The sequence below is a fragment of the Streptomyces sp. JNUCC 64 genome, assembly GCF_054484115.1.
Genome location: NZ_CM137015.1, coordinates 4,199,093 through 4,222,509, shown reverse-complemented (window position 1 = coordinate 4,222,509; position 23,417 = coordinate 4,199,093). Strand labels below are relative to the sequence as shown.

Sequence of the window (23,417 nt, the reverse complement as noted above, 5' to 3'; positions counted from 1 at the left end):
CGACGACCGAGACGAAAGGGACGGGCATGGCGACAGCAGCGGCACGGGCGCCCGGCGCGGCGGCGGGGGACCCCACGGCCACCGTCGTGGAGGACACGGCCGTCCGCGAGGCGGTCTTCGACGCCACGGTCGCCGCCGACGAACGGATCGAACCCCGCGACTGGATGCCCGACGCCTACCGCGCCACCCTGGTCCGTCAGATCGCCCAGCACGCCCACTCCGAGATCATCGGCATGCAGCCGGAGGCGAACTGGATCACCCGCGCCCCCTCCCTGCGCCGCAAGGCCGTCCTGATGGCGAAGGTGCAGGACGAGGCCGGGCACGGGCTGTACCTCTACAGCGCCGCGGAAACCCTCGGAGTGAGCCGTGACGAGCTGCTCGACCACCTCCACTCCGGCCGCCAGAAGTACTCCTCGATCTTCAACTACCCCACGCTGACCTGGGCCGACGTCGGCGCCATCGGCTGGCTGGTGGACGGCGCGGCCATCACCAACCAGGTCCCGCTCTGCCGCTGCTCCTACGGCCCCTACGCCCGGGCGATGGTCCGCGTCTGCAAGGAGGAGTCGTTCCACCAGCGCCAGGGGTACGAACTGCTGCTCGCCCTCAGCGAGGGCACCGAGGCCCAGCACGCGATGGCGCAGGACGCGGTGGACCGCTGGTGGTGGCCGTCCCTGATGATGTTCGGCCCCCCGGACGACGAGTCACCGCACTCGGCCCGGTCCATGGCGTGGAAGATCAAACGCCACTCCAACGACGAACTGCGCCAGCGCTTCGTGGACATCTGCGTCCCCCAGGCCGCCCGGCTGGGACTCGCCCTCCCCGACCCCGAGCTCCGCTGGAACGAGGAGCGGGGCCACCACGACTTCGGCCCGATCGACTGGGCGGAGTTCCGGGAGGTCCTCAAGGGCAACGGCCCCTGCAACGAGGAGCGGATCACCCGTCGCCGCCGGGCCCACGAGGAGGGCGCCTGGGTCCGGGAGGCCGCCGCCGCCCACGCCCGCAAGCGCGACGCCCGCGCCTCCGGAAACGCCCCGGACCCGTCCGGCAACGCACCTGGCCCCGCCACCGTTTCCGTCCCCGTTTCCGTTCCCGGAGGAGCGACGGCATGAGCGACACCGAACCGGCGGACTGGCCCCTGTGGGAGGTCTTCGTGCGCTCCCGCCGAGGGCTCTCGCACACCCACGCGGGCAGCCTGCACGCCCCCGACGCGCAGATGGCCCTGTACAACGCCCGTGACCTCTACGCCCGACGCGGCGAGGGCGTCTCCCTGTGGGTGGTGCCCTCGACCGCCGTCACCGCCTCGTCCCCGGACGAGAAGGACCCGTTCTTCGCCCCGGCCGCCGACAAGCCCTACCGGCACCCCACCTTCTACGCGATCCCGGACGGGGTGAAACACCTGTGACCCCCGCGCACCCGGCACCCGCGACGAACCCGGCGGACCCGGCGGACCCGGCGGACCAGACGGACCAGACGGACCAGACGGACCCGGCGCGGACGGCGGACCCGATGACGGTGCCCGCCGCCCTGGCGATGGGCGACGACGCCCTGGTCCTCTCGCACCGGCTCGGCGAGTGGGCGGGCAACGCCCCCGTGCTGGAGGAGGAGGTCGCCCTCGCCAACATCGCGCTGGACCTCCTCGGCCAGGCCCGCGTCCTGCTCTCGATGGAGGGCGACGAGGACGAACTGGCGTACCTCCGCGAAGAGCGGGCCTTCCGCAACCTCCAGCTGGTGGAACAGCCCAACGGCGACTTCGCCCACACCATCGTCCGGCAGCTCTACTTCTCGACGTACCAGCGGCTGCTCCACGAAGGACTGGCGGACGGGACGACCCCGTTCGCACCGCTCGCCGCGAAGGCCGTCAAGGAGGTGACCTACCACCAGGACCACGCCGAACAGTGGACGCTGCGGCTCGGCGACGGCACGGAGGAGAGCCACCGCCGCGCCAGCCGCGCCACCGAGGCCCTGTGGCGGTTCACCGGGGAGATGTTCATCCCGCTGGGCGACGGCCTCGGCCTCGACTGGACCGCGCTGCGGTCCGCCTGGCTCGCCTCGGTGAGCGCGGTCCTCGACGCCGCGACGCTCCCCCTGCCCGAGGGCCCGGACACGGGCGGCTGGCGCGCGGGCGGCGGCCGCCGGGGCGTCCACACCGAACCCTTCGGACGGATGCTCGCCGAGATGCAGCACCTGCACCGCAGCCACCCGGGGGCGTCGTGGTGACCCGCGCCGCCCACGCCCACGGCACCCGGCCCGGTACGGACACCGGCCCCCGCCCCGGTACGGAAGCCGGTACGGACACCGGCGCACGTTCCGGCACCGGACACCGCCCCGGTACGGACACCGAACCGGAAGGAACGGGCGCGCCGGAAGGGACCGGCACCGCGCTGGAAGCACGGCTGCGGCGGCTCGCCGGATCGGTGCCCGACCCCGAGCTGCCCGTCCTCACCCTCGCCGAACTGGGCGTACTGCGCGCGGTGCGGTCGCTGGGCCCCGGCCGGGTCGAGGTCGACCTCACCCCCACCTACACCGGCTGCCCCGCCGTCGAGACCATGGCCGCCGACATCGAACGGGTCCTCCACGACCACGGCGTCCCCGAGGTCACCGTCCGCACCGTCCTGGCACCCGCCTGGAGCACCGACGACATCACCGCCGAGGGCCGCCGCAAACTCCTCGACTCCGGCATCGCCCCGCCGCGCCCCACCGGGGCCACGGCGCCCACGGGACCGGTCCCCCTGGCACTCGGCCCCACCCGCACCACCTCCCCGGCCCGCCCCGCGCGCCCCGATCCCGCCGCCTCCCCCGTGGCCTGCCCGGTCTGCGGCTCCCCCGACACCGAGCTGCTCAGCCGGTTCTCCTCCACGGCGTGCAAGGCCCTGCGCCGCTGCCGTACCTGCGCCGAGCCCTTCGACCACTTCAAGGAACTGTGATGGCCCGCTTCCACCCGCTCCGGGTCACCGCGGTCGACCGGCTCACCGACGACTCCGTGGCCCTCACCCTGAGCGTCCCGGAACACCTGCGCACCGCCTACCACCACACCCCCGGCCAGCATCTGGCGCTGCGCCGCCTGGTGGACGGCGTGGAGGTCCGCCGCACCTACTCCATCTGTTCCCCGGCCCCCGGTCCCCCCGGACCCCGGAGCCTGCGCGTCGGCGTGCGGCTGGTCGAGGGCGGGGCCTTCTCCTCGTACGCGCTGAAGGAGATCGCCGTCGGCGACGAACTGGACGTGATGCCCCCGGCGGGCCGCTTCACCCTGGAACCCGCCCCCGGGCGGTACGCGGCGATCGTCGGCGGCAGCGGGATCACCCCGGTGCTGTCCATCGCGGAAACCCTGCTCGCCCGGGAGCCCGGGGCGCGGTTCTGTCTGCTGCGCGGCGACCGGACGACGGCGTCCACGATGTTCCTGGAGGAGGTGGCGGACCTCAAGGACCGCTATCCCGACCGGTTCCAGCTGGTGACCGCGCTGTCCCGGGAGGAACAGGACGCGGGGCTCCCCGCCGGGCGGCTCGACCGCGAACGGCTGACCGGTCTGCTGCCCGCGTTGCTGCCCGTGGGACGGGTCGCGGGCTGGTACCTGTGCGGGCCGCTCGGCCTGGTGGAGGGCGCGGAGGCGGCCCTGCGGGACCTCGGCGTACCCCGGTCCCGTGTCCACCAGGAGGTCTTCCACGTGGACGCCGCCCCGCCGCCGCCACCGTCCCGGACACCCGCGCACAGCACGGTCACCGCCCGGCTGGACGGCAGGTCGGGCACCTGGCCGGTGCACGACGGCGAGAGCCTGCTCGACGCCGTGCTGCGCAACCGGTCCGACGCCCCGTACGCCTGCAAGGGCGGGGTGTGCGGCACCTGCCGGGCGTTCCTGGTCTCGGGCGGGGTCACCATGGACCGCAACTTCGCGCTGGAACCGGAGGAGACCGACGCCGGGTTCGTCCTGGCCTGCCAGTCCCACCCGACGACGGAGGAAGTGGAGCTGGACTTCGACCGGTGACCTTCCGGCCGGGGCGGGCGCGGGACCGGCCCGGAAAGGTCAGATCACATTGCCCGGCTGGCCCCGGCCGTCGACGACCGGACGCCCCGCGGCCTCCCAGACCTGCATGCCGCCCTCGACGTTCACCGCGTCGATCCCCTGGTTCACCAGGTACATCGCCACCTGCGCGGACCGCCCGCCGGAACGGCAGATCACATGGACCCGCCCGTCCTGCGGGGCGGCCTCCGTCAGCTCCCCGTAGCGGGCGACGAAGTCGCTCATGGGAATGTGCAGGGCGTCCGACGCGTGCCCCGCCTCCCACTCGTCCAGTTCGCGGACGTCCAGCAGGAAGTCACCGTCCGAGAGGTCCGAGACACCGACCGTGGGCACAGCAGATCCGAAATGCATGCCCCCGACGCTACCCGACGCGCACGACCCCCTCAGGTTCCTCCGGCCCATTCGGCGCGATCAGGACTCCGGGCCGCTGGGACCGGCCCACTGAGACCGGCCCGCTCAGGACCCCGTCCGGTCCTGACCGCGTCCGGTCGGTCCTGACCGCGTCCGGTCCTGACCGCGTCCGGTCAGTCAGGCCCGGGACCGGTCAGGACTCCGGCCGGTTCCGGGGCTCCGGCGCGGGGCCGGGCGCCTCCTGGCCCTCCCGCCGAGCCTCCGTCATCGTCGGCAGATCGGCGGGGTCGACCCCCGGCACCGGGATCGTCCGGCCCGACACCACGGACGGGTCCAGCCCGCGCCGCACGAGTTCCCCCGACAGCCCGGCCAGCTCCGCCTCCCGCTCGGCGACCTGGGCGAGCAGCTGCTCGGCGATCTCGTTCAGCAGCTCGTCCGGATCGTCCGGGGCCATCCGCAGCATCGCGCCGATCGCACCCTCCTCCAGCTCCCGGGCGACGACCGTCAGCAGTTCCTTGCGCTGGGACAGCCACTCCAGCCGGGCGTACAGCTCCTCGCTGCGGCTCGGCCGGCGCTCCGGCGGCACGGGCCCGGCCGCCCACTCCCCGGCCAGTTCCGCGAGCAGCGTCTCGTCGCCCCGGGAGTAGGCCGCGTTGACCCGGGTGATGAACTCCTCGCGCCGCTGGCGCTCGGCCTCGTCCTGGGCCAGATCCGGGTGGGCCTTGCGGGCCAGTTCCCGGAACAGCTTGCGGGCCGCCTCGCTGGGCCGGACCCGCTCCGGGGCGCGCACCGGCTGATCGGTCAGCATGGCCTCGGCCTCGGGGGACAACCCGTCCGAGGAGAGCCAGCCGTGGAACAGTTCCTCGACTGCGGGCATCGGCATCACCCGGGCCCACGCGTCGTCCGCCGCCCGCCGGTCCTCGGCGTCACCGCTGAGGGTGGCCCGCGCCTCCGCGATCCGGGCGTCCAGCTCGTCCAGGCGCGTGTACATGGGACCGAGCTTCTGGTGGTGCAGCCGGGAGAAGTTGTCGACCTCGACCCGGAACGTCTCGACCGCGATCTCGTACTCGATCAACGCCTGCTCGGCGGCCCGCACGGCACGCTCCAGCCGTGCCTCGGGACGCGCCCCGACGGACTCGGCGGGCTCGGCGGAACCAGCGGACCCAGCAGATCCGGCGGGCTCGGCGGTCGGGGCGGGCTCGGTGCCCTCGGCTTCGGGACTCGTCACCCGACCACCCTAGGCCACGGGGCGGAGAGCGGAACGGGGGTGGGCGTACCGGGGGGGGCTCCCCCCCTCCCCTCCCCCCTCCCACCCCACCCCTCGTCCCCACCCACACGGCCCATGGCACATGGCAGCCCGGCGCCGCGCAGTCCCAGCCCAGCCCAGCCCAGCCGCAGAACGACCGCCCGGCTGACTGGCCGACGGACCGTCTGACCCGTCTGGCCGCCTCACTGGCTGACCGACCGACCGCCCCACCGACCGGCCTGCTGCCCGACCGGCGCCCGCCGCCGATCGCGCGGCGGGCTCACGGCGGCTCGCGGCTACCCCGGCGTCACACCCCCGTCTCCGCGGCGATCCGGCCGCCGCGCACGGCCTTCACCAGATCGGCGTGGTCCTCCTCCGTACGGTCCGCGTACGCGACGGCGAAGGCGGCGACCGCCGTGTCGAACTCGTCGTTCTTGCCGCAGTAGCCCGCGAGGACCTGGGGGTCCGCGCTGTGGGCGTGGGCGCGGGCCAGCAGGGCACCGGTCATCCGCCCGTAGTCGTCCAGCTGGTCCGGGGCGAGGGCGGCGGGGTCGACGCTGCCCTTGCGGTTGCGGAACTGCCGTACCTGGTAGGGACGGTCGTCGACGGTGGTCCAGCCCAGGAGCATGTCGCTGACGACCTGCATCCTCTTCTGCCCGAGCACCACCCGACGCCCTTCGTGCCCGACCGGGGGCACCGCGAACCCGGCGGTGACCAGGTGCGGAACGAGCGCGGACGGCCGGGCCTCCTTGACCTGGAGGACCAGGGGCTCGCCCAGGTGGTCGAGGAGCAGGACGACGTACGACCGGGTGCCGACGCTGCCCGTGCCGACGACGCGGAACGCCACGTCCTGCACGCTGTAGCGGGCCAGCAGCGGCAGCCGGTCCTCGGAGACGGTGTCCACGTACCGCGCGAGGGACGAGGCGACGGCCGCCGCCTCGCGGTCGGGTATCCGGCGCAGGACCGGTGGCGCGTCGACGAACCGGCGCCCGCCGCCCGGGACGGGTTCGGTGGACTTCGCGGCGAACCGGCCGCTGGTGTTGTTGCGGGCCTTCTCGCCGACCTTGCGCAGGGTGCCCGCGAGGTCCTGGGCGTTGGCGTGCGAGACGAGTTCCTCGTCGGCGATGGCGTTCCACGCGTCGAGCGCGGGGAGCCGTGCCAGCAGACGCATCGTGCGCCGGTACGCGCCGACCGCGTCGTAGGCGGCCCGCTGGCAGGTGTCGTCCTTGGCGCCCGTCTCCCGGCCGGCGAGGACCAGCGAGGTGGCGAGCCGTTTGACGTCCCACTCCCAGGGGCCGTGCGCGGTCTCGTCGAAGTCGTTGAGGTCGATGACGAGTTCGCCGCGCGCGTCGCCGTACAGGCCGAAGTTCGCCGCGTGCGCGTCACCGCAGAGCTGGGCGCCGACACCGGTCGTGGGGGTGCGCGCGAGGTCGTACGCCATGAGTCCGGCGGAACCGCGCAGGAAGGCGAACGGGCTCGCGGCCATCCGGCCGACCCTGATCGGGGTCAGCTCCGGCAGCCGTCCGAGGCTCGACTCCTCGACGGCGGCGACCGCGTCCGGGCGCGCCGGGTCGAGGTCCAGACGGGCGTGGGCCGTGCGCGGAAGGCGTTCCCGCAGCGCCTTCCCGACGTCCTTGACCGACCGGCCCCCGGTGCCCTGACCGGCCGGGCCGGGTGCGCGGTGCGCGAAGCCGCGCACCTCCGGCAGCCGCGCCGACCTCGGCGGGCCGTCCGACGGATCGGCGTCGGCCTGGCCGTTCAGCCCGACCGCTCCGGCCACGGCTCCGGCGACCACCTTGGCGACCGCCTTCGCCAGGGCGGCCGTGTCCCTGCCGGACCTCGCCCCCATCAAGCCCTCGACCATCACGTCCCCCTCCCTGCGCGGTTCCGGCCACGGCCGGGCCCGCACGGCTCGCCGTGGCGAGCGCGTGAACAGCAATCGGGCGAAACGGTACCCGGCACTCGCGCTTTCGCGTCAGCCCTGTGGATAACCCGGCCGCGTCCCGGGCGCGCCGCTGGGCCCGGGCTGTGGATAACCCGGCGCAGAGCGAGCGGACACCACCACACCCGCCACAACACCCACCGCACCCACCGCCCTGACGGCCGACAGGCGCTCCGCCGCTACTCCCCGGGGGTCGTCCGGCCGCGCCGCGCCTCCTCGGACGCGATCTGCTCCCGGCACGCCTGCGCCTTCTCGGGGAGGTGGGTCTCGGCCCATTCCCCGAGTGCGACGAGCGCGGGCTTGAGCGCCGCTCCCGCCTCCGTGAGCCGGTACGCCACCCGCAGCGGCGGCCCCTCCACCACCTCGCGCAGGACGAGGCCCTCACCGGCCAGTTCGGTGAGCCGGTCCGACAGCATCCGCTCGCTGATGCCCGGGATCGCCCGGCGCAGCTCGGAGAAGTGCGCGGGACCGCCCAGGAGCACGGTGACGATCAGGCCGGTCCAGCGTTTTCCGAGCAGTCCGAAGACCCGGGTCATACCGCTGTCCACGGTCGCGCAGGGTCCGGCGTCGAAGCACACCCCCGCAGGCTCCCGCTCCCGCTCCGGTCCCGCCGCGGTTTCCGGTGCCGCCACCGGCTCGCCGCCCACCGGCTGGAACGCCGCCCCGCGCGCGCCGGAACCGGCGGGCGGGAGCGGCACCTCGCCACGGGTGAAGAGACCCGTACCGCTCGCCACGTCCGCCGCCACGTTCACTGCGTTGCTCTCCGGGGCCGCCATGCCCCCCAGAGTACTGCCCCACCCTCCATGGATGAAAAAAAGTAAGTAGCTGTGTTACTAATAGTTCCAGAAGGAAAGGCAGCACCTTACGTTCCTTATGGTTCCCGGTGTCGTGCGTCCACGGGCGTGCGCGCGGGCCGTCGCTCACACGATTCGGAGACCGAAATGGCCACCCTCCTGCACCTGGACTCCTCCCTGTTCCCGACCGCGGGCTCCGCCTCGCGCCCCGTGACCGCCGCCTTCCGCGAGGCGTGGGAGGCCCAGCATCCGAACGGTTCCGTGGTCTACCGGGACCTCGCGGAGAACCCCGTCCCGCACCTCGACGCGATCACCGCGGGCGCCTCGTTCGCGGACCCGGCCACCCACACCCCCGAGCAGGCCGCCGCGTTCGCGGGCCGGATCGCCCTGATCGAGGAGCTGGAGCGGGCGGACGCCGTGCTGATCGGCGCCCCCATGTACAACTTCTCCATCCCCTCGACCCTCAAGGCGTGGCTCGACCAGGTGATCCTGCCGGGCCGCACGGCCGGGGGCAGCTCCACGCTGAAGGGCAAGCACGTCACCGTCGTCGCCAGCCGTGGCGGCTCGTACGCGCCGGGGACCCCCCGGGAGGGCTTCGAGTACGTGCAGAACTACCTGGGCGACCTGCTGAGCGACATGCTGTCCCTGGAGGTCGACTTCATCGTTCCGGAGCTGACGCTGGCCCGGTCGAACCCGGCCATGTCGGAACTGATCCCGCTGGCCGACGCCTCCCGCGCCAAGGCCCTGGCGGACGCGGACACCAAGGCGAAGGACCTCGCCGACCGTCTGGTCGCCGCCGCCGTGTGACGTTCCCCCGCTCCACTCCCGACACCTGACGCCGGTGGGGCGCGGAGCCTCGGCTCCGCGCCCCACCGGCGTCCTCGTACACGGACGGTCGGCCACCCGTTCGACGGCCGACCGCACCCCTCAGTGCTGGTGGCCGTCCCCCTCCGCCTCACCGGACCCGGAACCGGACCCGGCACCCTTCCCCGAGCCCTCCGAGCCTTCCGAGCCCCCCGGAGCCCCCTGCTCACCCGATCCGTCCGAGCCACCGGCGCCCCCGGCCGCGCGCACGGTGAACGCGGCCGTCCGCACCTCGCCCCCGTGCTGGAAGTCGAGGAACAGCCGGTAGGTGCCCGCGCTGGGCGCCGTGGCGGTGAAGGACACCTCGGGGCCCGGTTCGGTGGTCCCGTCGCCGGGCTCGCCGTTGGGGTGGACGTGCAGGTACCCGAGGTCGCCGGAGCGCAGGGCGACGAGGTGCCCGTACGCCCCCAGGTAGGGCTGGAGGTCGGTGACGTCCCGGCCGCCCTTGGTGACCTTGAGCCTCAGCTCCTCCGCCGAACCGGGCCGCAGCGCGCCCTCCAGGGTGACCCGGTACCCGTCCACGGTGGCCGTCCGGGAGGCGGCGGGCACCTTGGTGGGCCGGTAGTCGCCCGAGACGGCGAGGTCGGCGCCGAGGGTGAGGTTCCCGGACGCGCCGCCGTCGGACGCGTCCGGCCCGGGCGTGAAGTCCGCGAAGAGCCGGTAGTCGCCCGCCCTGGGCAGCTTCACGGGGGTGCTCCAGGTGCCGTCGGCGGCCCGCACCGGGTGCAGATGGCGGTAGGTGTTCAGATCGCGCGAGGCCACGATGAGGTGGAGGTCCTTGCCGTGTTCGCGCTTGAAGGACGTGAGCGCGTCGCCCTCGCCGTCCCGGATGACGAACTCCAGGTCGGCCGTCCGGCCCGCGGCTACGCGCGGGGTCCTCAGGTCGACGGCGTAACCCCGCTCGGCCACCTGGAGCCCGCCGGGAGCCTCCGCGCCGCCCCCGGCCTCCTTCCCGGAACCCGAACCCGGACCCGAGCCGGAGCCCGACCCCGATCCCGACCCGGCCTCGGAAGCGGCCCCCGAAGCGGCCCCCTTCCCGCCCGGAGTCGCGTGCCCCTGATGGGCGGCGGGCTCGGAGTTCACGGGGTCGACCCCGTTGCCGACGCCGTAGGCCGTCCCGAAGGCGACCGCCAGGGCTGCGGCGTAAGCGCTGATCTTCACTGCGGTGTTCATGGCTGCTGCTCCTGTTGGCGTCGCGGGGCGAAGGCGTCGGACAGTGGAGGGGAGGGACGCGGAGGCGCCCGGGGAGGGAGCGGATCGGAAGGCGCGTCCTCCCGCCGTCCCCACTCCCGCAATCTATACCCCTGGGGGGTATATTTCCACTCCCCTCCCACCCTTGCGATCGATAGGGGGTGGGGGTATACATGGAGTCGACGCCAGATACCCCCTCAGGGTATATTGGAGCCACACTGGAGAAGCCCACCGGACCAGCCCTCCCCCAGGGCCGACGCACGAGGAGCAGTGATGAGCAGCACGCTCGCCCCGACCGAACAGGTCGAGCTGGCCATCGGCGGCATGACCTGCGCCTCGTGCGCCGCCCGGATCGAGAAGAAGCTCAACCGCATGGACGGCGTGGAGGCGACCGTCAACTACGCGACCGAGAAGGCGAAGGTCACCTACTCCGGTGAGGTCGCCGTCGAGGACCTGATCGCGACGGTCGAGGCGACCGGTTACACCGCCGCGCCGCCCCCGCCGCCCGCCGCCGCGCGGGACGCGGAGTCCGCCACCGGCGCGGGGGCCGACGAGGACGACGAGCTGCGTCCGCTGCGCCAGCGCCTGGTGACGGCGGTCCTGCTGTCCGTCCCGGTCATCGCGATGGCGATGATCCCCGCACTCCAGTTCGAGTACTGGCAGTGGCTGAGCCTCACCCTCGCCGCTCCCGTGGTCGTCTACGCCGCGTGGCCCTTCCACCGGGCCGCCTGGACCAACGCCAAGCACGGCGCGGCCACCATGGACACCCTGATCTCGGTCGGCACCGGCGCGGCGTTCCTGTGGTCGCTGTGGGCGCTGTTCTTCGGGACGGCGGGCGAACCAGGGATGACGCACCCCTTCGAGTTCACCATCGCCCGCACCGACGGCGCCGGGAACATCTATCTGGAGGCCGCGGCCGGAGTGACCGCGTTCATCCTGGCCGGGCGGTACTTCGAGGCCCGTTCCAAGCGGAAGGCGGGGGCGGCCCTGCGCTCGCTGATGGAGCTGGGCGCCAAGGAGGTCACCGTCCTGCGGAACGGGCGCGAGGAGCTCATCCCCACCGGGGACCTCGCGGTCGGCGACCGTTTCCTGGTCCGTCCCGGCGAGAAGATCGCCACCGACGGGACCGTCGTGGAGGGCTCGTCGGCGGTGGACGCGTCCATGCTGACCGGCGAGTCGGTCCCGGTGGAGGTCCAGGTCGGCGACGCCGTCACGGGCGCCACGCTGAACGCGGGCGGACGGCTGGTCGTGGAGGCCACCCGGGTCGGCTCGGACACCCAGCTCGCCCGGATCGCCCGGCTCGTCGAGGACGCGCAGAACGGCAAGGCCGCCGCGCAGCGCCTCGCGGACCGCATCTCCGCGGTGTTCGTCCCCGTGGTCATCGCCCTGGCGCTCGGCACCCTGGGCTTCTGGCTCGGCAACGGCGCCGGTCTGACGGCGGCCTTCACCGCGGCGGTCGCCGTACTGATCATCGCCTGCCCGTGCGCCCTGGGCCTGGCCACTCCGACCGCGCTGATGGTCGGCACCGGCCGGGGCGCCCAGCTCGGCATCCTGATCAAGGGCCCGGAGGTCCTGGAGACCACCCGCAAGGTCGACACGATCGTCCTGGACAAGACCGGAACGGTCACCACCGGCCGGATGACCCTGCTGCGCACGCACACCGCCGAGGGCCAGGACGAGACCGAGGTGCTGCGGCTGGCGGGCGCCCTGGAGCACTCCTCGGAGCACCCCATCGCCCGGGCCGTGGCCACCGGCGCCGAGGAGAAGGCGGGACCCCTCCCGGTCCCCGAGGACTTCGCCAACGTGCCCGGCCTGGGCGTGCAGGGCGTCGTCGAGGGCCACGCGGTCCTGGTCGGACGGGAGCGGCTGCTGGCCGAGTGGGCGATGGAACTGCCCCCGGAGCTGAAGCGCGCCAAGGACGAGGCCGAGGCGGCCGGACGGACGGCCATCGCGGTGGCCTGGGACGGCGAGGCGCGGGCGGTGCTGGAGGTCGCGGACGCGATCAAGGACACCAGCGCCGAGGCGGTGCGGCGGCTGCGCGACCTGGGGCTGACGCCGATCCTGCTGACCGGTGACAACAAGGCGGTCGCCGAGTCGGTGGCCCGCGAGGTCGGCATCGACGAGGTCATCGCGGAGGTCATGCCGGAGGACAAGGTCGCCGTGGTCAAGCGCCTCCAGGAGGAGGGCCGTTCGGTGGCGATGGTCGGTGACGGCGTGAACGACGCCGCCGCGCTCGCCCAGGCCGATCTGGGACTGGCGATGGGCACCGGCACCGACGCCGCGATCGAGGCGGGCGACCTGACCCTGGTCCGGGGCGACCTGCGGTCGGCGGCCGACGCGATCCGGCTCTCCCGCAAGACGCTCGGCACCATCAAGTCCAACCTGTTCTGGGCGTTCGCCTACAACGTGGCCGCCCTGCCGCTCGCCGCGGCGGGTCTGCTCAACCCGATGATCGCGGGCGCCGCGATGGCGTTCTCCTCGGTCTTCGTGGTCGGCAACAGCCTCCGGCTGCGCGGTTTCCGCGCCACCACCTGACGCACACCCGAAGGGCCCCGCCCCGGTCACCCGACCGGAGCGGGGCCCTTCGCCGTGCCCGCCCCCGAGCGCGCAGCACAGACACCACCGCACACACCGCACACACCGCACACACCGCACACACCGCAGCCATCGAGCGCACACCGCGCACGTCATGAGCACTCGTCACGAGCGCGCACCGCGCACGCCCCGGGCGGTCGGCTCCCCCCTCCTCCCCCTCTCCCCCACACCCTTCCGAAATACCCCTAGGGGGTATATGGTTCAGAGCGAAACGGAGATACCCCCAAGGGGTATCCGTTCGCTGTGCTGCGCCGCGAAGGGCGGGCAGGACGGCCGGACCGAAGGGGAAGAGCGATGTCGACCGTCAACCCGAGACGCTGGTGGGCACTCCTGGTGCTCGCCACCGCCCAGTTCATGGTGATCATGGACACCTCGATCATCGGAGTGGCCCTCCCCGAGATGCAGCGCGACCTGGGCTTCTCCCAGGGCGATCTGCAGTGGGTGTTCAACGCCTACGTCATCGCCTTCGGCGGTCTGCTGCTGCTCGGCGGACGGCTGTCCGACCTGCTGGGCGCCCGCCGGATCTTCGTCTCCGGCTGGGTGGTGCTGATCGCCGGTTCGGTGGTCGCCGCCGCCGCGAGCACCGCCTGGGTGGAGATCGTGGGCCGCGCGGTGCAGGGCGTGGGCGGCGCGCTGATCGCCCCCGCGTCGATGACCCTGCTGATGATGCTCTTCGGCCACGACTCCCGGGAACTCGGCAAGGCGCTCGCCCTGTACGGCGCGGCGGCCCCCGCGGGCGGCACCGCCGGAGTCTTCCTCGGCGGGGTGTTCACCGAGTGGGCCAGCTGGCCGTGGGTCTTCGTCATCTACGTGCCGATCGGCATCGCCACCCTGCTCGCCACGGGTCTGCTGCCCGCCGTCGCCGGACGCCGGGGCTCGGTGGACGTCCTCGGCGCGGTGTCCGTCACCGCCGGACTGGCGCTCGCGGTGTTCGCCCTGGTCCGCGCCCCCGAAGTGGGCTGGACGAGCACCGGTACCGTCCTCCAGCTGCTGGGCGCCGCCGCCCTGCTGGCCCTGTTCCTGCTGGTCCAGCGGTCGTCCCGGACCCCCCTCATGCCGCTGGGCGTCTGGCGGACCCCGGGCCTCGGCATCTCGAACCTGGCGATGACGCTGCTCGGCGCCGCGTGGATCCCCATGTGGTACTTCCTGAACCTCTACCTCCAGCAGGTCCTGGGCTACGGGGCGTTCGCCAGCGGCGCGGCGCTGCTGCCCATGACGGGTCTGCTGATGCTCTTCATGACGCTGATCACGGCGCGGCTGCTGGGCCGCCTCGGGGCGAAGCCGCTGATCGTGAGCGGTCTGCTGGTCCTGGCGGCCGGTCTGCTGTGGCTGTCGGCGGTGGAGCCGACCGGCACCTTCCTGGTGGACGTGCTGCCCGCCTCCCTCGTCGCCGCGACGGGCATGTCGCTGGCCTACATCCCGGCGATGATGTCGGCGATCTCCGGAGTCCCGCAGGAGCGGGCCGGTCTGGCCTCCGGCATCGTCAACACCACCTACCAGGTGGGCTCCGCCCTCGGCCTGGCCGCGCTCACCGCGCTCGCCACCTCCCGGGGCGCGGGCGAACCGGGCGACCTCCCGGCGCTCACCGACGGCTTCTCCGCCGCCTTCCTCGGAGCCGCCGCGGTCGCCGCCGCCGGTGCCCTCCTCACCCAGCTGCTCATGAGGACCCCGAAGGGCTCCGCCCCGTCCTCCGCCGCCGGGGACCCCGCCCCGTCGACCGGGCGGGTGGCCGCCTGACCCTCAAGGGAACGGCCCGACCCACCAGAGGCCCTGACGGAGGTTCACCCCACCGTCAGGGCCTCCGCGCGTCCTCCGTAGGACAGCGCCCGGCGGACGCCCCGCGGCCCGGGCTCAGCGGGCGTCGTCCTCCGCGTAGAGGACGGAGAGCCGGGGAAGGCGACGCGCCATCTCGTCGGGATCGTCGAAGTCGAAGTCCTCGCCCATGTCGTGGCCGCCCGCCCCGGACGACCCCGACGACGACTCCGAGGACCCCGACGATCGCGACGCCCCGGACGCCGACCGGGACGCCCGGTACTCGTCCCACGCGTCGTAGAAGGCGTCCCCCTCACCGGTGAGACGCCGGAACGCGCCGAGGGCCCCGTAGTTGGCGTCCTCGTCGAAGACGGGCTCGTCGAGTCCCGTCCGGGCCGCGTCGATCACCGCGGGGTGCCCGGCGAGGCTGTCCGGGGAGGCCGCCGCCTTCTCGTACCACTCACGGCCCAGCCCGATCAGCCCGGCCCGGAAGTCGATGAACCCGTCGTCCGAGCACCCGCCGCCGATCAGATAGGCGGCGGCCCACACGTCCCACCGGTACACGGCCCCGTGCAGCTCCTCGAAACGTTCCTGGTAGCCGAGGATCTCGTCCGGGGAACGGGTGGCCAGCTCGTCGACCAAGGCGTCGGCGAAGGACGTGTCCCCCGTCACCGCCGAACGCGCGGTCCCGACGACGTCCCAGAACTCGTTGATGTCCATGGGTGGACCCTGCCACCCGGGTGTGACACCGGCCCCACGACGACGGGACCGACGACTGCGCGCCCCCACGACGACAGGGCCCCACGACTGCGCGGCTCCGGCGGAGTGACCGGACGGCCCCGTCCCCGACTCAGCCCTCATACCTGCGTGGCCGGGGACCGCCTCAGTCATCGTGGACGGTCACTCGGCCCACGGAAGCGGGATCTTGTCCTCGCCGCCGGGCAGCAGCGCCTTGCCGCCGACGGCCATGGCGACCAGCGCCTCCGCCGGTCCGCCCACGGCCTTCAGCCGCCGCACCGCGCCGGCGGGCACGATGACGGCCTGACCGGCCTTGGCCTGCCCGGTCTCCCCCTCGATCTCGACCTCGAACTCGCCCGACAGGGGCATCCACACCTGCTCGCGATCGATGACGTGCACCGGCGTCGCCGCGTCCGCGCCCAGCTCCACCCGCCAGGTGCTGATCTCGGCACTCCCCTGGCTGGGGGCGGCCAGACCGAACATCGAACCGGCCGGGGTCTTGGTCGTCCGCTGCTCGCTCTCGCTGACCACGTTCATGACGCCTCCCATATAAAGCAGCTTTACTTAGTGCGAGTAAAGCGACTTTACATGAGTGTGTCAAGATGAACCGATGGAGAACCACGACCCCCTTGAGAGGACCCCGCTCACCTTCCTGCTCGGGATGGCCTTCCAGTTGGTCCTCTCCGAGTTCGTGGGCCGGCTCGACGCCGCGGGCTACGCCGACCTGCGCCCCATGCACGGCCTGGTCTTCCAGGTGCTGCACGGCTCCGGCGCGACCAGCAGCGAGCTGGCCGAGGAACTCGGAGTCACCAAGCAGGCCGCCGGCCAGATCATCGACGACCTGGAGAAGCGGGGTTACGTGGAACGCCGCCCTCATCCCGCCGGAGGCAGACGCAAGCTCGTCGTCCTGACCGACAAGGCCCTGCAGCACCTCTCGGTGGCCGGACGGGTGCTGCACGACCTGGAGGCCCAGCTGACCCGGCAGCTGCACGAAGTCGGCGGACAGGTCCCACGGGCCGAACTCGCGGCCATCATCCGCACGCTGGCGGGCGACGCGATCCCGCCGCTGCGCCCCGTCTGGTGAGACGGCGCGGCGGTACGGCCGGAAGGCACGACCCCGACAGAACGCCAGTCGGTCCGGAACGACGGAACCCGACGCTCCACGACCCCTCGACGGCCCGGACGGTCATCCGTGCGAGAACCGTCCCGCCGGAACCGGAACGACAAAAGCGAGACGGTCGGCATCGTGATCACGATGCCGACCGTCTCGTCTCGTCTGTCTGTTCTGTCTGTCTGTGGGGCACCGACGAAGGTCGCTGATCAGGCCCTACGAGCTGCATCTGAAGATCGTTTCCCGTGGTGCTGGGCCGGTTTTCCCACAGCGCAGGCCAGTGGGTTCATGACGTCGCAGAGAAGGACGACATGGCCTCTGCACTTTCCGCGCCGCCGAACAGCCTCCTCCGTTCCTTCCCGCGCCTTTGGGACGCGGCCTGTTCCTGGACTTGCGCTGAGCTGGGCGGAGCAACCCCACTGGCGTGCACCGAGTGGAGGGTACGAGGCTGAGAGCACGGCAGTGAGTGTCCGAACTAGGGCATCATTGGAGCCAATAAATCGCATGATCGTTCATGAGTGTCGTCGGCAGGAGGGTATGGCATGTCTGGGCACAGCCCTCTCCGTCTCGAGGACCTCACACCCGGCCGGGTGATATCGGGTATCACCCCCAGCGTGGACGTCGCGGTCGTCGCACTGCAGATGTTCGGTGACGCTGCCGCTCAGGTCACCTACCGGCGCCCCGACGGCACAGTGGAGGAGACAATCCTCTACCGGGACCACGAAAGCAGGCTGGCTCCCGGTGCGTCTTCCTCCAGTCATCAGGGGTTCGATGCCGACCCTGAGCTATTTCGCCTCGCCGCAGAGGCCCTTCGTATCCGCATGGCTGCTCGTGGGGACGCGATGCTGGCCGTCTCCACCAGCCTGCTCGACCCGCTGCCGCACCAGATCCAGGCGGTCTACAACGAGCTGCTGCCGCGTACTCCGCTGAGGTTTCTCCTCGCTGATGACCCTGGCGCCGGTAAGACGATCATGGCTGGTCTCTACATCAAGGAGCTGGCCCTTCGAGGCGACCTGGAGCGCTGCCTGATCGTCGCCCCTGGCGGCCTTGTCGATCAGTGGCAGGACGAGCTCCTGGAGAAGTTTGGCCTCGACTTCACCCTGCTCACCAAGCAGCTCGTCGATTCCACGATCAACGGCAGTGTCTTCGACAAGTACCCTCGGCTCATTGCGCGCATGGACTCTCTTGCTCGCTCCGAGGAGCTTCAGGAACGCCTGGCGGAGTCCGCGTGGGACCTGGTCGTAGTGGATGAGGCGCACCGCATGAGCGCCAGCTACTTCGGCTCCGAGCTCAAGACCACCAAACGGTATGACCTCGGACGTCTCCTCGGTCGTCTCACCCGCCATCTTCTACTCATGACAGCGACTCCTCATGCGGGCGTTGAGGAGAATTTCCAGCTGTTCATGGCGTTGCTTGACGGCGACCGCTTCGCGGGCAAATACCGGAACACGGTCCATCAGCACGATGCCTCGGGCCTGATGCGCCGCATGGTCAAGGAGGACCTGCTCGCCTTCGACGGTAAGAAGCTCTTTCCCGAGCGGCGTGCCTATACCGTGCCGTACGAGCTCTCCCCGCCCGAGCAGGAACTGTACGAGCGGGTGACTGAGTACGTCCGCGACGAGATGAACCGCGCCGAACGGCTCGATGGCCGCCGCGGCAACCAGGTCGGCTTCGCCCTCACCGTCCTGCAGCGCCGCCTCGCCTCCAGCCCGGAAGCGATCGGCAAGTCTCTGGAGCGTCGACGCAGACGGCTTGAAGGCAGGCGGGACGAGATGCTGGCCGCCAAGCAGCACGCCGAGCTCGGCCTGACTGCGCCCGCTCCCCAGTTTTCCCGCGCGTCAATCGGGATCGAGTCGCTGGACAGCGAGCTGGATGACCTCACCGGCGAAGAGCTGGAGACCCTGGAAGAGGAAGTCGTCGATGCCGCGTCGGCGGCGCTGACCGTCGCGGAACTGGAACTGGAGATCGACAGCCTGCGGAAGCTGGAGCGGCTCGCCACACGAGTCCTGACCCTGGGCGAGGACCGCAAGTGGCTGGAGCTCTCAGCCCTGCTCCAGGACAACGAACACATGCACGATACAGAAGGGCGCCCCCGCAAGCTCATTGTCTTTACCGAGCACCGAGACACCCTCGAATACCTCTCCCGACGCATCCGGGCACTCATCGGACGACCGGAAGCCGTCGTCGCCATCCACGGCGGCACACCGCGCCAACAGCGGCGCGACATCCGCGATGCCTTCAACCAAGACCCCGATGTCCTGGTACTGATCGCTACCGACGCCGCCGGCGAGGGCCTGAACCTGCAGCGCGCCCACCTCATGGTCAACTACGACCTTCCCTGGAACCCCAACCGCATCGAGCAGCGTTTCGGCCGTATCCACAGGATCGGCCAGAGCGAGGTCTGCCACCTGTGGAACCTCGTCGCCGACAACACCCGAGAAGGCCAGGTCTTCCAGCGGCTTCTCGACAAAATCGAGCAGCAGAGCAAAGCGTACGAAGGCAAGGTCTACAACGTCCTCGGCGAGATCTTCGAAGGCGAGCCGCTGCGCGAGCTGCTGATGGAAGCCGTCCGCTACGGAGACGACCCGGCCACGAAGACCCGGCTCGACCAAGTCATCGACGCCCGGGTCGGCGAACGTGCCGTCGAGCTGATCAAGGGGCTCGCGCTCGATGCCCAGGTGATGGGCATCGAAGACGTACACAAGGTACGGCTGCGCATGGAGGAGGCGCAGGCCCGCCGCCTGCACCCGCACTATGTGCAGGCATTCTTCCGGGACGCCTTCGCGCGGCTGGGCGGCCAGCTCCGGCCCCGCGAAGGCGGACGTTTCGAGATCACCCACGTGCCAGTGATCCTGCGCGAGTCCGGCCGCCGCGGCAGCGGTCTCGGTGGCGTGGCGCAGCGCAAGTACGAGCGCGTGTGCTTCGACCGTGAGCGCATCACCGTGCTGGGAAAGCCACGCGCCGACCTCATCGCGCCGGGGCACCCCCTCTTCGACGCAGTGCTGGACGAGACCGTGAACCAACACGGTGACCTGCTGGGCAAGGGAACCGTCCTGATCGACGCGGCCGACGCGAGCGACCAGCCTCGGCTGCTCGTCGCCCTGGCCCAAGACATCCTCGACGGTCACCGGCGCCCCGTGGACCGCACCTTTGCCTTCACTGAGCTGCTGCCCGACGGCGGGGCCAGGAATGCCGGCCCAGCGCCGTACCTCGACTACCGCCCGCCGACCCCGATGGAAGCCAAAGCGGTCAAGATCCTGCTAGACGAGGACTGGCTGCGCGACGGCGGGAGCGCGCGAGCACTTGACTGGGCGATCCGCGAAGCGGTGCCCGATCACCTCAGCTCGGCCCGGGAACGACTTCTGCCGGTCATAGACCGCACACGGGTCCAGGTCGAGCAGCGACTCAAACAGGAGATCAGCTACTGGCATGCCCAGGCCGGCAAGCTCGAACAGGACCTTGCCGGAGGTAAGCGGGTCCGCCACCGCCCGGAGAAGGCGCGCGCCTGGGCCGAGGAACTGGAAGTTCGGCGCGAGGAACGCCTGGCCGACCTGGAGAAGGACGCCGCCCTACAGCCCAAGCCCCCTGTCGTCGCGGGCTTCGCCCTCGTGGTCCCGGTCGGCTGGTTGGTCAAGGTAGTTGGAGCCGAGGATGAGGCGGCCCTCGCGCCGTTGCATGCGACGGATGGATACGAGACCGACCGCCGAGCGGTTGCCGCGGTGCTACGCGCGGAGAAGGAGCTGTCTCACATCCCGAAGGAGATGACGCACAACAACCCCGGGTACGACATCCGCTCGCTCACACCGGACGGTCACCTTGTCCACATTGAGGTGAAGGGCCGTCGGGTGGGGGCGGAGCAGTTCTACATCAGCCGAAACGAGATCCTGGTCGCCAAGAACCGCGGCGACCAGCATCGCCTCGCCCTCGTGGCCGTCCACCCGGATGGGCCCGCGCACGACGAGGTGCGGTATCTGCGCAATGCCTTCGCCGACACTGAGTTCGGAGACCTGAAGGCCGAAGGGCTCCTGCTGTCCTGGCAGGACGCTTGGAGCAAGGGAGGAGCCCCGCAATGAGCGGCGCGATACGTAAGAGCGAGGCGGCACCGCGCAGGCGGAAGCTCATCGAGGTGGCGTTGCCGATCGATGCCATGAGCAAGGCCAGCAAGGCGGACAAGGACCGCAAGGTCGGCACCATCAAGAACATCCACAAGTGGTTTGCCCCGATGCCGACTCCGGCCTGGCGGGCGCTGCTTTTCGCCGCGGTCGTGGACGACCCGGGCGACGAGCAGAAGCGCGCCGAACTGTTGGGGATCATCGAGGGCCTGGTCCCGGAGAAGGGTACGGCTCCTTCGGAAGAGGCACTGAAGAAGGCCAAGGCAGTGCTAGCCGAGCAGGAGCAAGACCTGCCCCCAGTGCTCGATCCGTTCTGCGGCGGCGGTTCGACGTTGGTCGAGGCACAGCGGCTTGGATTCCCGACCGTGGCGAGCGACCTGAACCCGGTGCCGGCCCTGGTGACCAGGGTGGAGACCCAGCTCATACCCGCTGTCCTTGGCAAGCCCCCGGTCTCCGGTGACGACGGCGGATTCGAGGGCACGTCGGTCGACCCGATGGCCGGGCTGCTCGCTGATATCAAGCACTACGCGAAGCGCGTCGAGGACAAGGTCAAAGCCGAGGTCGGCTATCTGTACGAGCCGGTGAAGGGCGGCGAGGTCGTCGCCTGGCTCTGGGCCAGGACTGTGCCCTGCACCAACCCGGCGTGCGGGGTCACCATCCCGCTGTACAGCTCGCCCTGGCTGAGCAAACAAAAGGGGCGCGAGGCATGGCTGCGGCCAGCGGTAAAGGGCGGGCGCGTTTGCTTTGAGATTGGAACAGGGCTGGATGAAGAGGTCCCTGAAGCAACGAAGAGGGCAGGACGCGGTGGAAAATTCACCTGCCCGGCATGCGGTACCGAGGTGGACGAGAAGTACGTACGCAAGGCAGGCATCGACGGCTGCATGGGGCTGCAGCTGCTCGCGATTGCTGTAGATGACGAGTCCGGGCGGCGGTTCGTTCCCGAGCGGAAGGACTCCGTAGCCGTGGAGCTGGATCTGCCGGACGAGATCCCGGAACTAGAATTCCCTGACAATACGAGGGACTTCCGAACCCAGTTGTATGGCCTGCACCGGCAAGCAGACATCTATACCCCGCGTCAGCTGCATATGCTGGGAGCCTTCACGGATGCGGTGGCCGAGGTGTCGGGGTGGGTTGAGCGAGACGGGGGCGATGCGGATCAGGCGAAGGCCATCGCCTCTACGCTAGCTATATGCATTGGCAAATTGGTCATGGCCAATTCCACTCAGTCTCGTTGGCAAATCGACTCACGTCATGGTTCTGCCAAGGCACAGCCTGCTTTTGGGCGTCAGGCCCTGCCCATGGTGTGGGACTTCGTTGAGGTCAACCCCTTCTCACAAGGAGCAGGAGGGTGGTTCAGCCAGCTGAAGTCAATGCTGAGCGGTATAAATGCGCTGCCCCGCGACGCCCCTGGCGGTGAATCTGTTCAAGCTGATGCCCGCACTGCTGGTTCTCTTGTCCCATCCGGCAGCGCTCTGATAGCGACTGACCCTCCGTACTTCGCTCAGATCAACTACGCCGACTTGAGTGATTACTTCTACGTGTGGCTTCGTCGTGCTGCGCGAGACCTGCACCCGGACCTCTTCGGCACTATGGCCACCCCCAAGACCGAGGAGCTGATTGCAAACCCTCACCGTCACGGTGGCCAGGAGAAGGCTCGTCAATACTTCATCGACGGTTTCACAGAGGTCTTCTCGTCCCTCAAGCAGGCCTCCCGCGCCGATCTCCCGATCATTGTCATCTATGCCCACCGTCAGGAGGAGACCAAAGATGGAGAGCTGACTTCCTCCGCTTGGGACGCTCTCCTGGAGGCGATGTTGGCTGCTGGCGTGAGTGTCGTCGGCACGTGGCCGCTCCACGCGACGCACAGTTCACGTCAGATCGGCCATGGAGCTAATGCGCTCGCCTCCTACATCGCGATGATCTGCCGTCCGCGTCCCGAGTCCGCTAGCACCCTGGACCGCCGAGGTTTTCTCCAGGCCCTCCGCCGAGAGCTCCCCGAGCGCATCAAGCCGTTGCAGCAGAGTTCCATCCCGGCCGTCGACCTTGGTCAGGCTGCCATCGGTCCCGGCATGGAGATCTTCTCCCGGTATGCCCGGGTGACCGAGCCTGACGGCTCGGCCATGCGCGTACGTACCGCTCTCTCCCTCATCGCCAAGGCTCTCGACGAGCTTCTCTCCGAGTACGAGGAGGACTTCGACGCCGACACCCGGTGGTGCATCAAGTGGTTCGAGGAGAAGCAGTGGGAGACAGCCGATTTCGGTGAGGCCGACAAGCTGGCCAACCGCTACAACACCTCCGTCCCTGGCCTGGTCCACGCCGGGGTTGTGAAGTCGGCGGCTGGCAAGGCGGCGCTCATCAAGCCCGCTGATCTCCCGGCTGGCTATGACCCGACCACCGACGACCGTCTTACCGTCTGGGAGGTGGCCATGTATCTGTCCCGTCTGATCGAGGGCAAGGGCGTGGGTACTGGCATCGACGCGGCCGGAGATTTCCTCGCCCGCGCCCGTACCCGCCCCGAAATCGACGAGGACACTGTGAAGGGACTGGCGTACCTCTTGCACAGCGTGTGCGAGCAGCGAGGCTGGACGGAGAGCCAGCGGTGGTTCAACAACCTCGTCAGTTCCTGGCCTGATCTGCAAACGGCGGCTCGCGCTGCCGACCGGCAGAAGGTGAAAGTCAGTGAGGACCAGTTGTTCTGACAGGTAG

General features: G+C 70.8%; 17 protein-coding genes and 1 pseudogene. 11 read left to right on the top strand and 7 right to left on the bottom strand.

The genetic code is table 11. The features are described 5' to 3' along the window. Positions 1–26: 26 nt before the first annotated feature. The 5 genes from paaA to ACVWNX_RS17370 all read left to right on the top strand — a co-directional run bounded on the left by paaA (position 27) and on the right by ACVWNX_RS17370 (position 3,979). The gene (paaA, locus tag ACVWNX_RS17390) at positions 27–1,109 is read left to right on the top strand and encodes a 1,2-phenylacetyl-CoA epoxidase subunit PaaA (RefSeq protein ID WP_454408018.1); all 1,083 of its coding nucleotides are present in this window, start codon (positions 27–29) and stop codon (positions 1,107–1,109) included. Further along, positions 1,106–1,402: a 1,2-phenylacetyl-CoA epoxidase subunit PaaB gene (paaB, locus tag ACVWNX_RS17385; RefSeq protein WP_454408016.1), complete on the top strand. Its 297-nt coding sequence runs from the start codon at positions 1,106–1,108 to the stop codon at positions 1,400–1,402. The genes paaA and paaB overlap by 4 nt, the downstream gene beginning before the upstream one ends. 104 nt (positions 1,403–1,506) lie before the next feature. Further along, a complete protein-coding gene (paaC, locus tag ACVWNX_RS17380) occupies positions 1,507–2,217 on the top strand; it encodes a 1,2-phenylacetyl-CoA epoxidase subunit PaaC (RefSeq protein WP_454414812.1) in 711 nt (236 codons plus the stop codon). Positions 2,218–2,381: 164 nt separating this feature from the next. Further along, positions 2,382–2,924: a 1,2-phenylacetyl-CoA epoxidase subunit PaaD gene (gene paaD, locus ACVWNX_RS17375; protein ID WP_454414811.1), complete on the top strand. Its 543-nt coding sequence runs from the start codon at positions 2,382–2,384 to the stop codon at positions 2,922–2,924. Then, positions 2,924–3,979 carry a 2Fe-2S iron-sulfur cluster-binding protein gene (locus tag ACVWNX_RS17370; protein WP_454408015.1) on the top strand — a complete coding sequence of 352 codons (1,056 nt, stop codon included), beginning with the start codon at positions 2,924–2,926 and terminating at the stop codon, positions 3,977–3,979. Before paaD ends, ACVWNX_RS17370 begins: the two co-directional genes overlap by 1 nt. A gap of 39 nt (positions 3,980–4,018) precedes the next feature. Here the strand turns inward: ACVWNX_RS17370 and ACVWNX_RS17365 are convergent, their stop codons facing one another. The 4 genes and pseudogenes from ACVWNX_RS17365 to ACVWNX_RS17350 form a co-directional block, all read right to left on the bottom strand. Continuing rightward, positions 4,019–4,348 (bottom strand): rhodanese-like domain-containing protein, encoded by a 330-nt coding sequence (locus ACVWNX_RS17365; protein WP_454414810.1) that lies wholly within the window; start codon positions 4,346–4,348, stop codon positions 4,019–4,021. Between the two features lie 373 nt (positions 4,349–4,721). Beyond that, a pseudogene (locus tag ACVWNX_RS17360) lies at positions 4,722–5,594 on the bottom strand (hypothetical protein); the annotation flags it as partial. Between the two features lie 325 nt (positions 5,595–5,919). Further along, positions 5,920–7,476: a DUF2252 domain-containing protein gene (locus ACVWNX_RS17355; RefSeq protein WP_454414809.1), complete on the bottom strand. Its 1,557-nt coding sequence runs from the start codon at positions 7,474–7,476 to the stop codon at positions 5,920–5,922. 257 nt (positions 7,477–7,733) lie between these two features. Next, complete coding sequence (locus tag ACVWNX_RS17350; protein WP_454414808.1) at positions 7,734–8,090, bottom strand: winged helix-turn-helix transcriptional regulator; 357 nt, start codon at positions 8,088–8,090, stop codon at positions 7,734–7,736. 405 nt (positions 8,091–8,495) lie between these two features. Between ACVWNX_RS17350 and ACVWNX_RS17345 the strand changes: the two genes are divergently transcribed. Next, complete coding sequence (locus ACVWNX_RS17345; protein WP_454408013.1) at positions 8,496–9,155, top strand: FMN-dependent NADH-azoreductase; 660 nt, start codon at positions 8,496–8,498, stop codon at positions 9,153–9,155. 120 nt (positions 9,156–9,275) lie between these two features. On the opposite strand, the gene ACVWNX_RS17340 is transcribed toward ACVWNX_RS17345, so the two are convergent. Further along, positions 9,276–10,385 (bottom strand): hypothetical protein, encoded by a 1,110-nt coding sequence (locus ACVWNX_RS17340; RefSeq protein WP_454408011.1) that lies wholly within the window; start codon positions 10,383–10,385, stop codon positions 9,276–9,278. A gap of 291 nt (positions 10,386–10,676) precedes the next feature. Here ACVWNX_RS17340 and ACVWNX_RS17335 point away from each other — a divergent pair, with 291 nt between their 5' ends. Further along, positions 10,677–12,938 (top strand): heavy metal translocating P-type ATPase, encoded by a 2,262-nt coding sequence (locus ACVWNX_RS17335; protein ID WP_454408009.1) that lies wholly within the window; start codon positions 10,677–10,679, stop codon positions 12,936–12,938. A gap of 354 nt (positions 12,939–13,292) precedes the next feature. Then, entirely contained in the window at positions 13,293–14,735 is a 1,443-nt protein-coding gene (locus ACVWNX_RS17330; RefSeq protein ID WP_454408008.1) for an MFS transporter, read from the top strand. Between the two features lie 114 nt (positions 14,736–14,849). Here ACVWNX_RS17330 and ACVWNX_RS17325 read toward each other — a convergent pair whose 3' ends face one another. Together ACVWNX_RS17325 and ACVWNX_RS17320 are read right to left on the bottom strand one after the other, a co-directional pair. Beyond that, on the bottom strand, positions 14,850–15,470 hold the full coding sequence (locus ACVWNX_RS17325; protein WP_454408006.1) for a DUF4240 domain-containing protein: 621 nt from the start codon (positions 15,468–15,470) through the stop codon (positions 14,850–14,852). Positions 15,471–15,650: 180 nt separating this feature from the next. Further along, positions 15,651–16,025 carry a cupin domain-containing protein gene (locus ACVWNX_RS17320; RefSeq protein ID WP_454408004.1) on the bottom strand — a complete coding sequence of 125 codons (375 nt, stop codon included), beginning with the start codon at positions 16,023–16,025 and terminating at the stop codon, positions 15,651–15,653. Positions 16,026–16,098: 73 nt separating this feature from the next. Here ACVWNX_RS17320 and ACVWNX_RS17315 point away from each other — a divergent pair, with 73 nt between their 5' ends. The 3 genes from ACVWNX_RS17315 to ACVWNX_RS17305 all read left to right on the top strand — a co-directional run bounded on the left by ACVWNX_RS17315 (position 16,099) and on the right by ACVWNX_RS17305 (position 23,410). Continuing rightward, on the top strand, positions 16,099–16,572 hold the full coding sequence (locus tag ACVWNX_RS17315) for a MarR family winged helix-turn-helix transcriptional regulator (protein ID WP_454408002.1): 474 nt from the start codon (positions 16,099–16,101) through the stop codon (positions 16,570–16,572). A 641-nt stretch (positions 16,573–17,213) separates the two neighbouring features. Further along, on the top strand, positions 17,214–20,672 hold the full coding sequence (locus ACVWNX_RS17310; protein ID WP_454408000.1) for a helicase-related protein: 3,459 nt from the start codon (positions 17,214–17,216) through the stop codon (positions 20,670–20,672). Next, complete coding sequence (locus ACVWNX_RS17305) at positions 20,669–23,410, top strand: DUF1156 domain-containing protein (RefSeq protein ID WP_454407998.1); 2,742 nt, start codon at positions 20,669–20,671, stop codon at positions 23,408–23,410. The genes ACVWNX_RS17310 and ACVWNX_RS17305 overlap by 4 nt, the downstream gene beginning before the upstream one ends. The last annotated feature ends 7 nt before the right edge of the window (positions 23,411–23,417 follow it).

Bases quoted from the DNA above. Each gene is read 5' to 3' on its own strand.
- paaA (WP_454408018.1), top strand. From the start codon at position 27: ATGGCGACAGCAGCGGCACGGGCGCCCGGCGCGGCGGCGGGGGACCCC.
- paaB (WP_454408016.1), top strand. From the start codon at position 1,106: ATGAGCGACACCGAACCGGCGGACTGGCCCCTGTGGGAGGTCTTCGTG.
- paaC (WP_454414812.1), top strand. From the start codon at position 1,507: ATGACGGTGCCCGCCGCCCTGGCGATGGGCGACGACGCCCTGGTCCTC.
- ACVWNX_RS17370 (WP_454408015.1), top strand. From the start codon at position 2,924: ATGGCCCGCTTCCACCCGCTCCGGGTCACCGCGGTCGACCGGCTCACC.
- ACVWNX_RS17355 (WP_454414809.1), bottom strand. From the start codon at position 7,476: ATGGTCGAGGGCTTGATGGGGGCGAGGTCCGGCAGGGACACGGCCGCC.
- ACVWNX_RS17350 (WP_454414808.1), bottom strand. From the start codon at position 8,090: ATGACCCGGGTCTTCGGACTGCTCGGAAAACGCTGGACCGGCCTGATC.
- ACVWNX_RS17345 (WP_454408013.1), top strand. From the start codon at position 8,496: ATGGCCACCCTCCTGCACCTGGACTCCTCCCTGTTCCCGACCGCGGGC.
- ACVWNX_RS17340 (WP_454408011.1), bottom strand. From the start codon at position 10,385: ATGAACACCGCAGTGAAGATCAGCGCTTACGCCGCAGCCCTGGCGGTC.
- ACVWNX_RS17335 (WP_454408009.1), top strand. From the start codon at position 10,677: ATGAGCAGCACGCTCGCCCCGACCGAACAGGTCGAGCTGGCCATCGGC.
- ACVWNX_RS17330 (WP_454408008.1), top strand. From the start codon at position 13,293: ATGTCGACCGTCAACCCGAGACGCTGGTGGGCACTCCTGGTGCTCGCC.
- ACVWNX_RS17325 (WP_454408006.1), bottom strand. From the start codon at position 15,470: ATGGACATCAACGAGTTCTGGGACGTCGTCGGGACCGCGCGTTCGGCG.
- ACVWNX_RS17320 (WP_454408004.1), bottom strand. From the start codon at position 16,025: ATGAACGTGGTCAGCGAGAGCGAGCAGCGGACGACCAAGACCCCGGCC.
- ACVWNX_RS17315 (WP_454408002.1), top strand. From the start codon at position 16,099: ATGGAGAACCACGACCCCCTTGAGAGGACCCCGCTCACCTTCCTGCTC.
- ACVWNX_RS17305 (WP_454407998.1), top strand. From the start codon at position 20,669: ATGAGCGGCGCGATACGTAAGAGCGAGGCGGCACCGCGCAGGCGGAAG.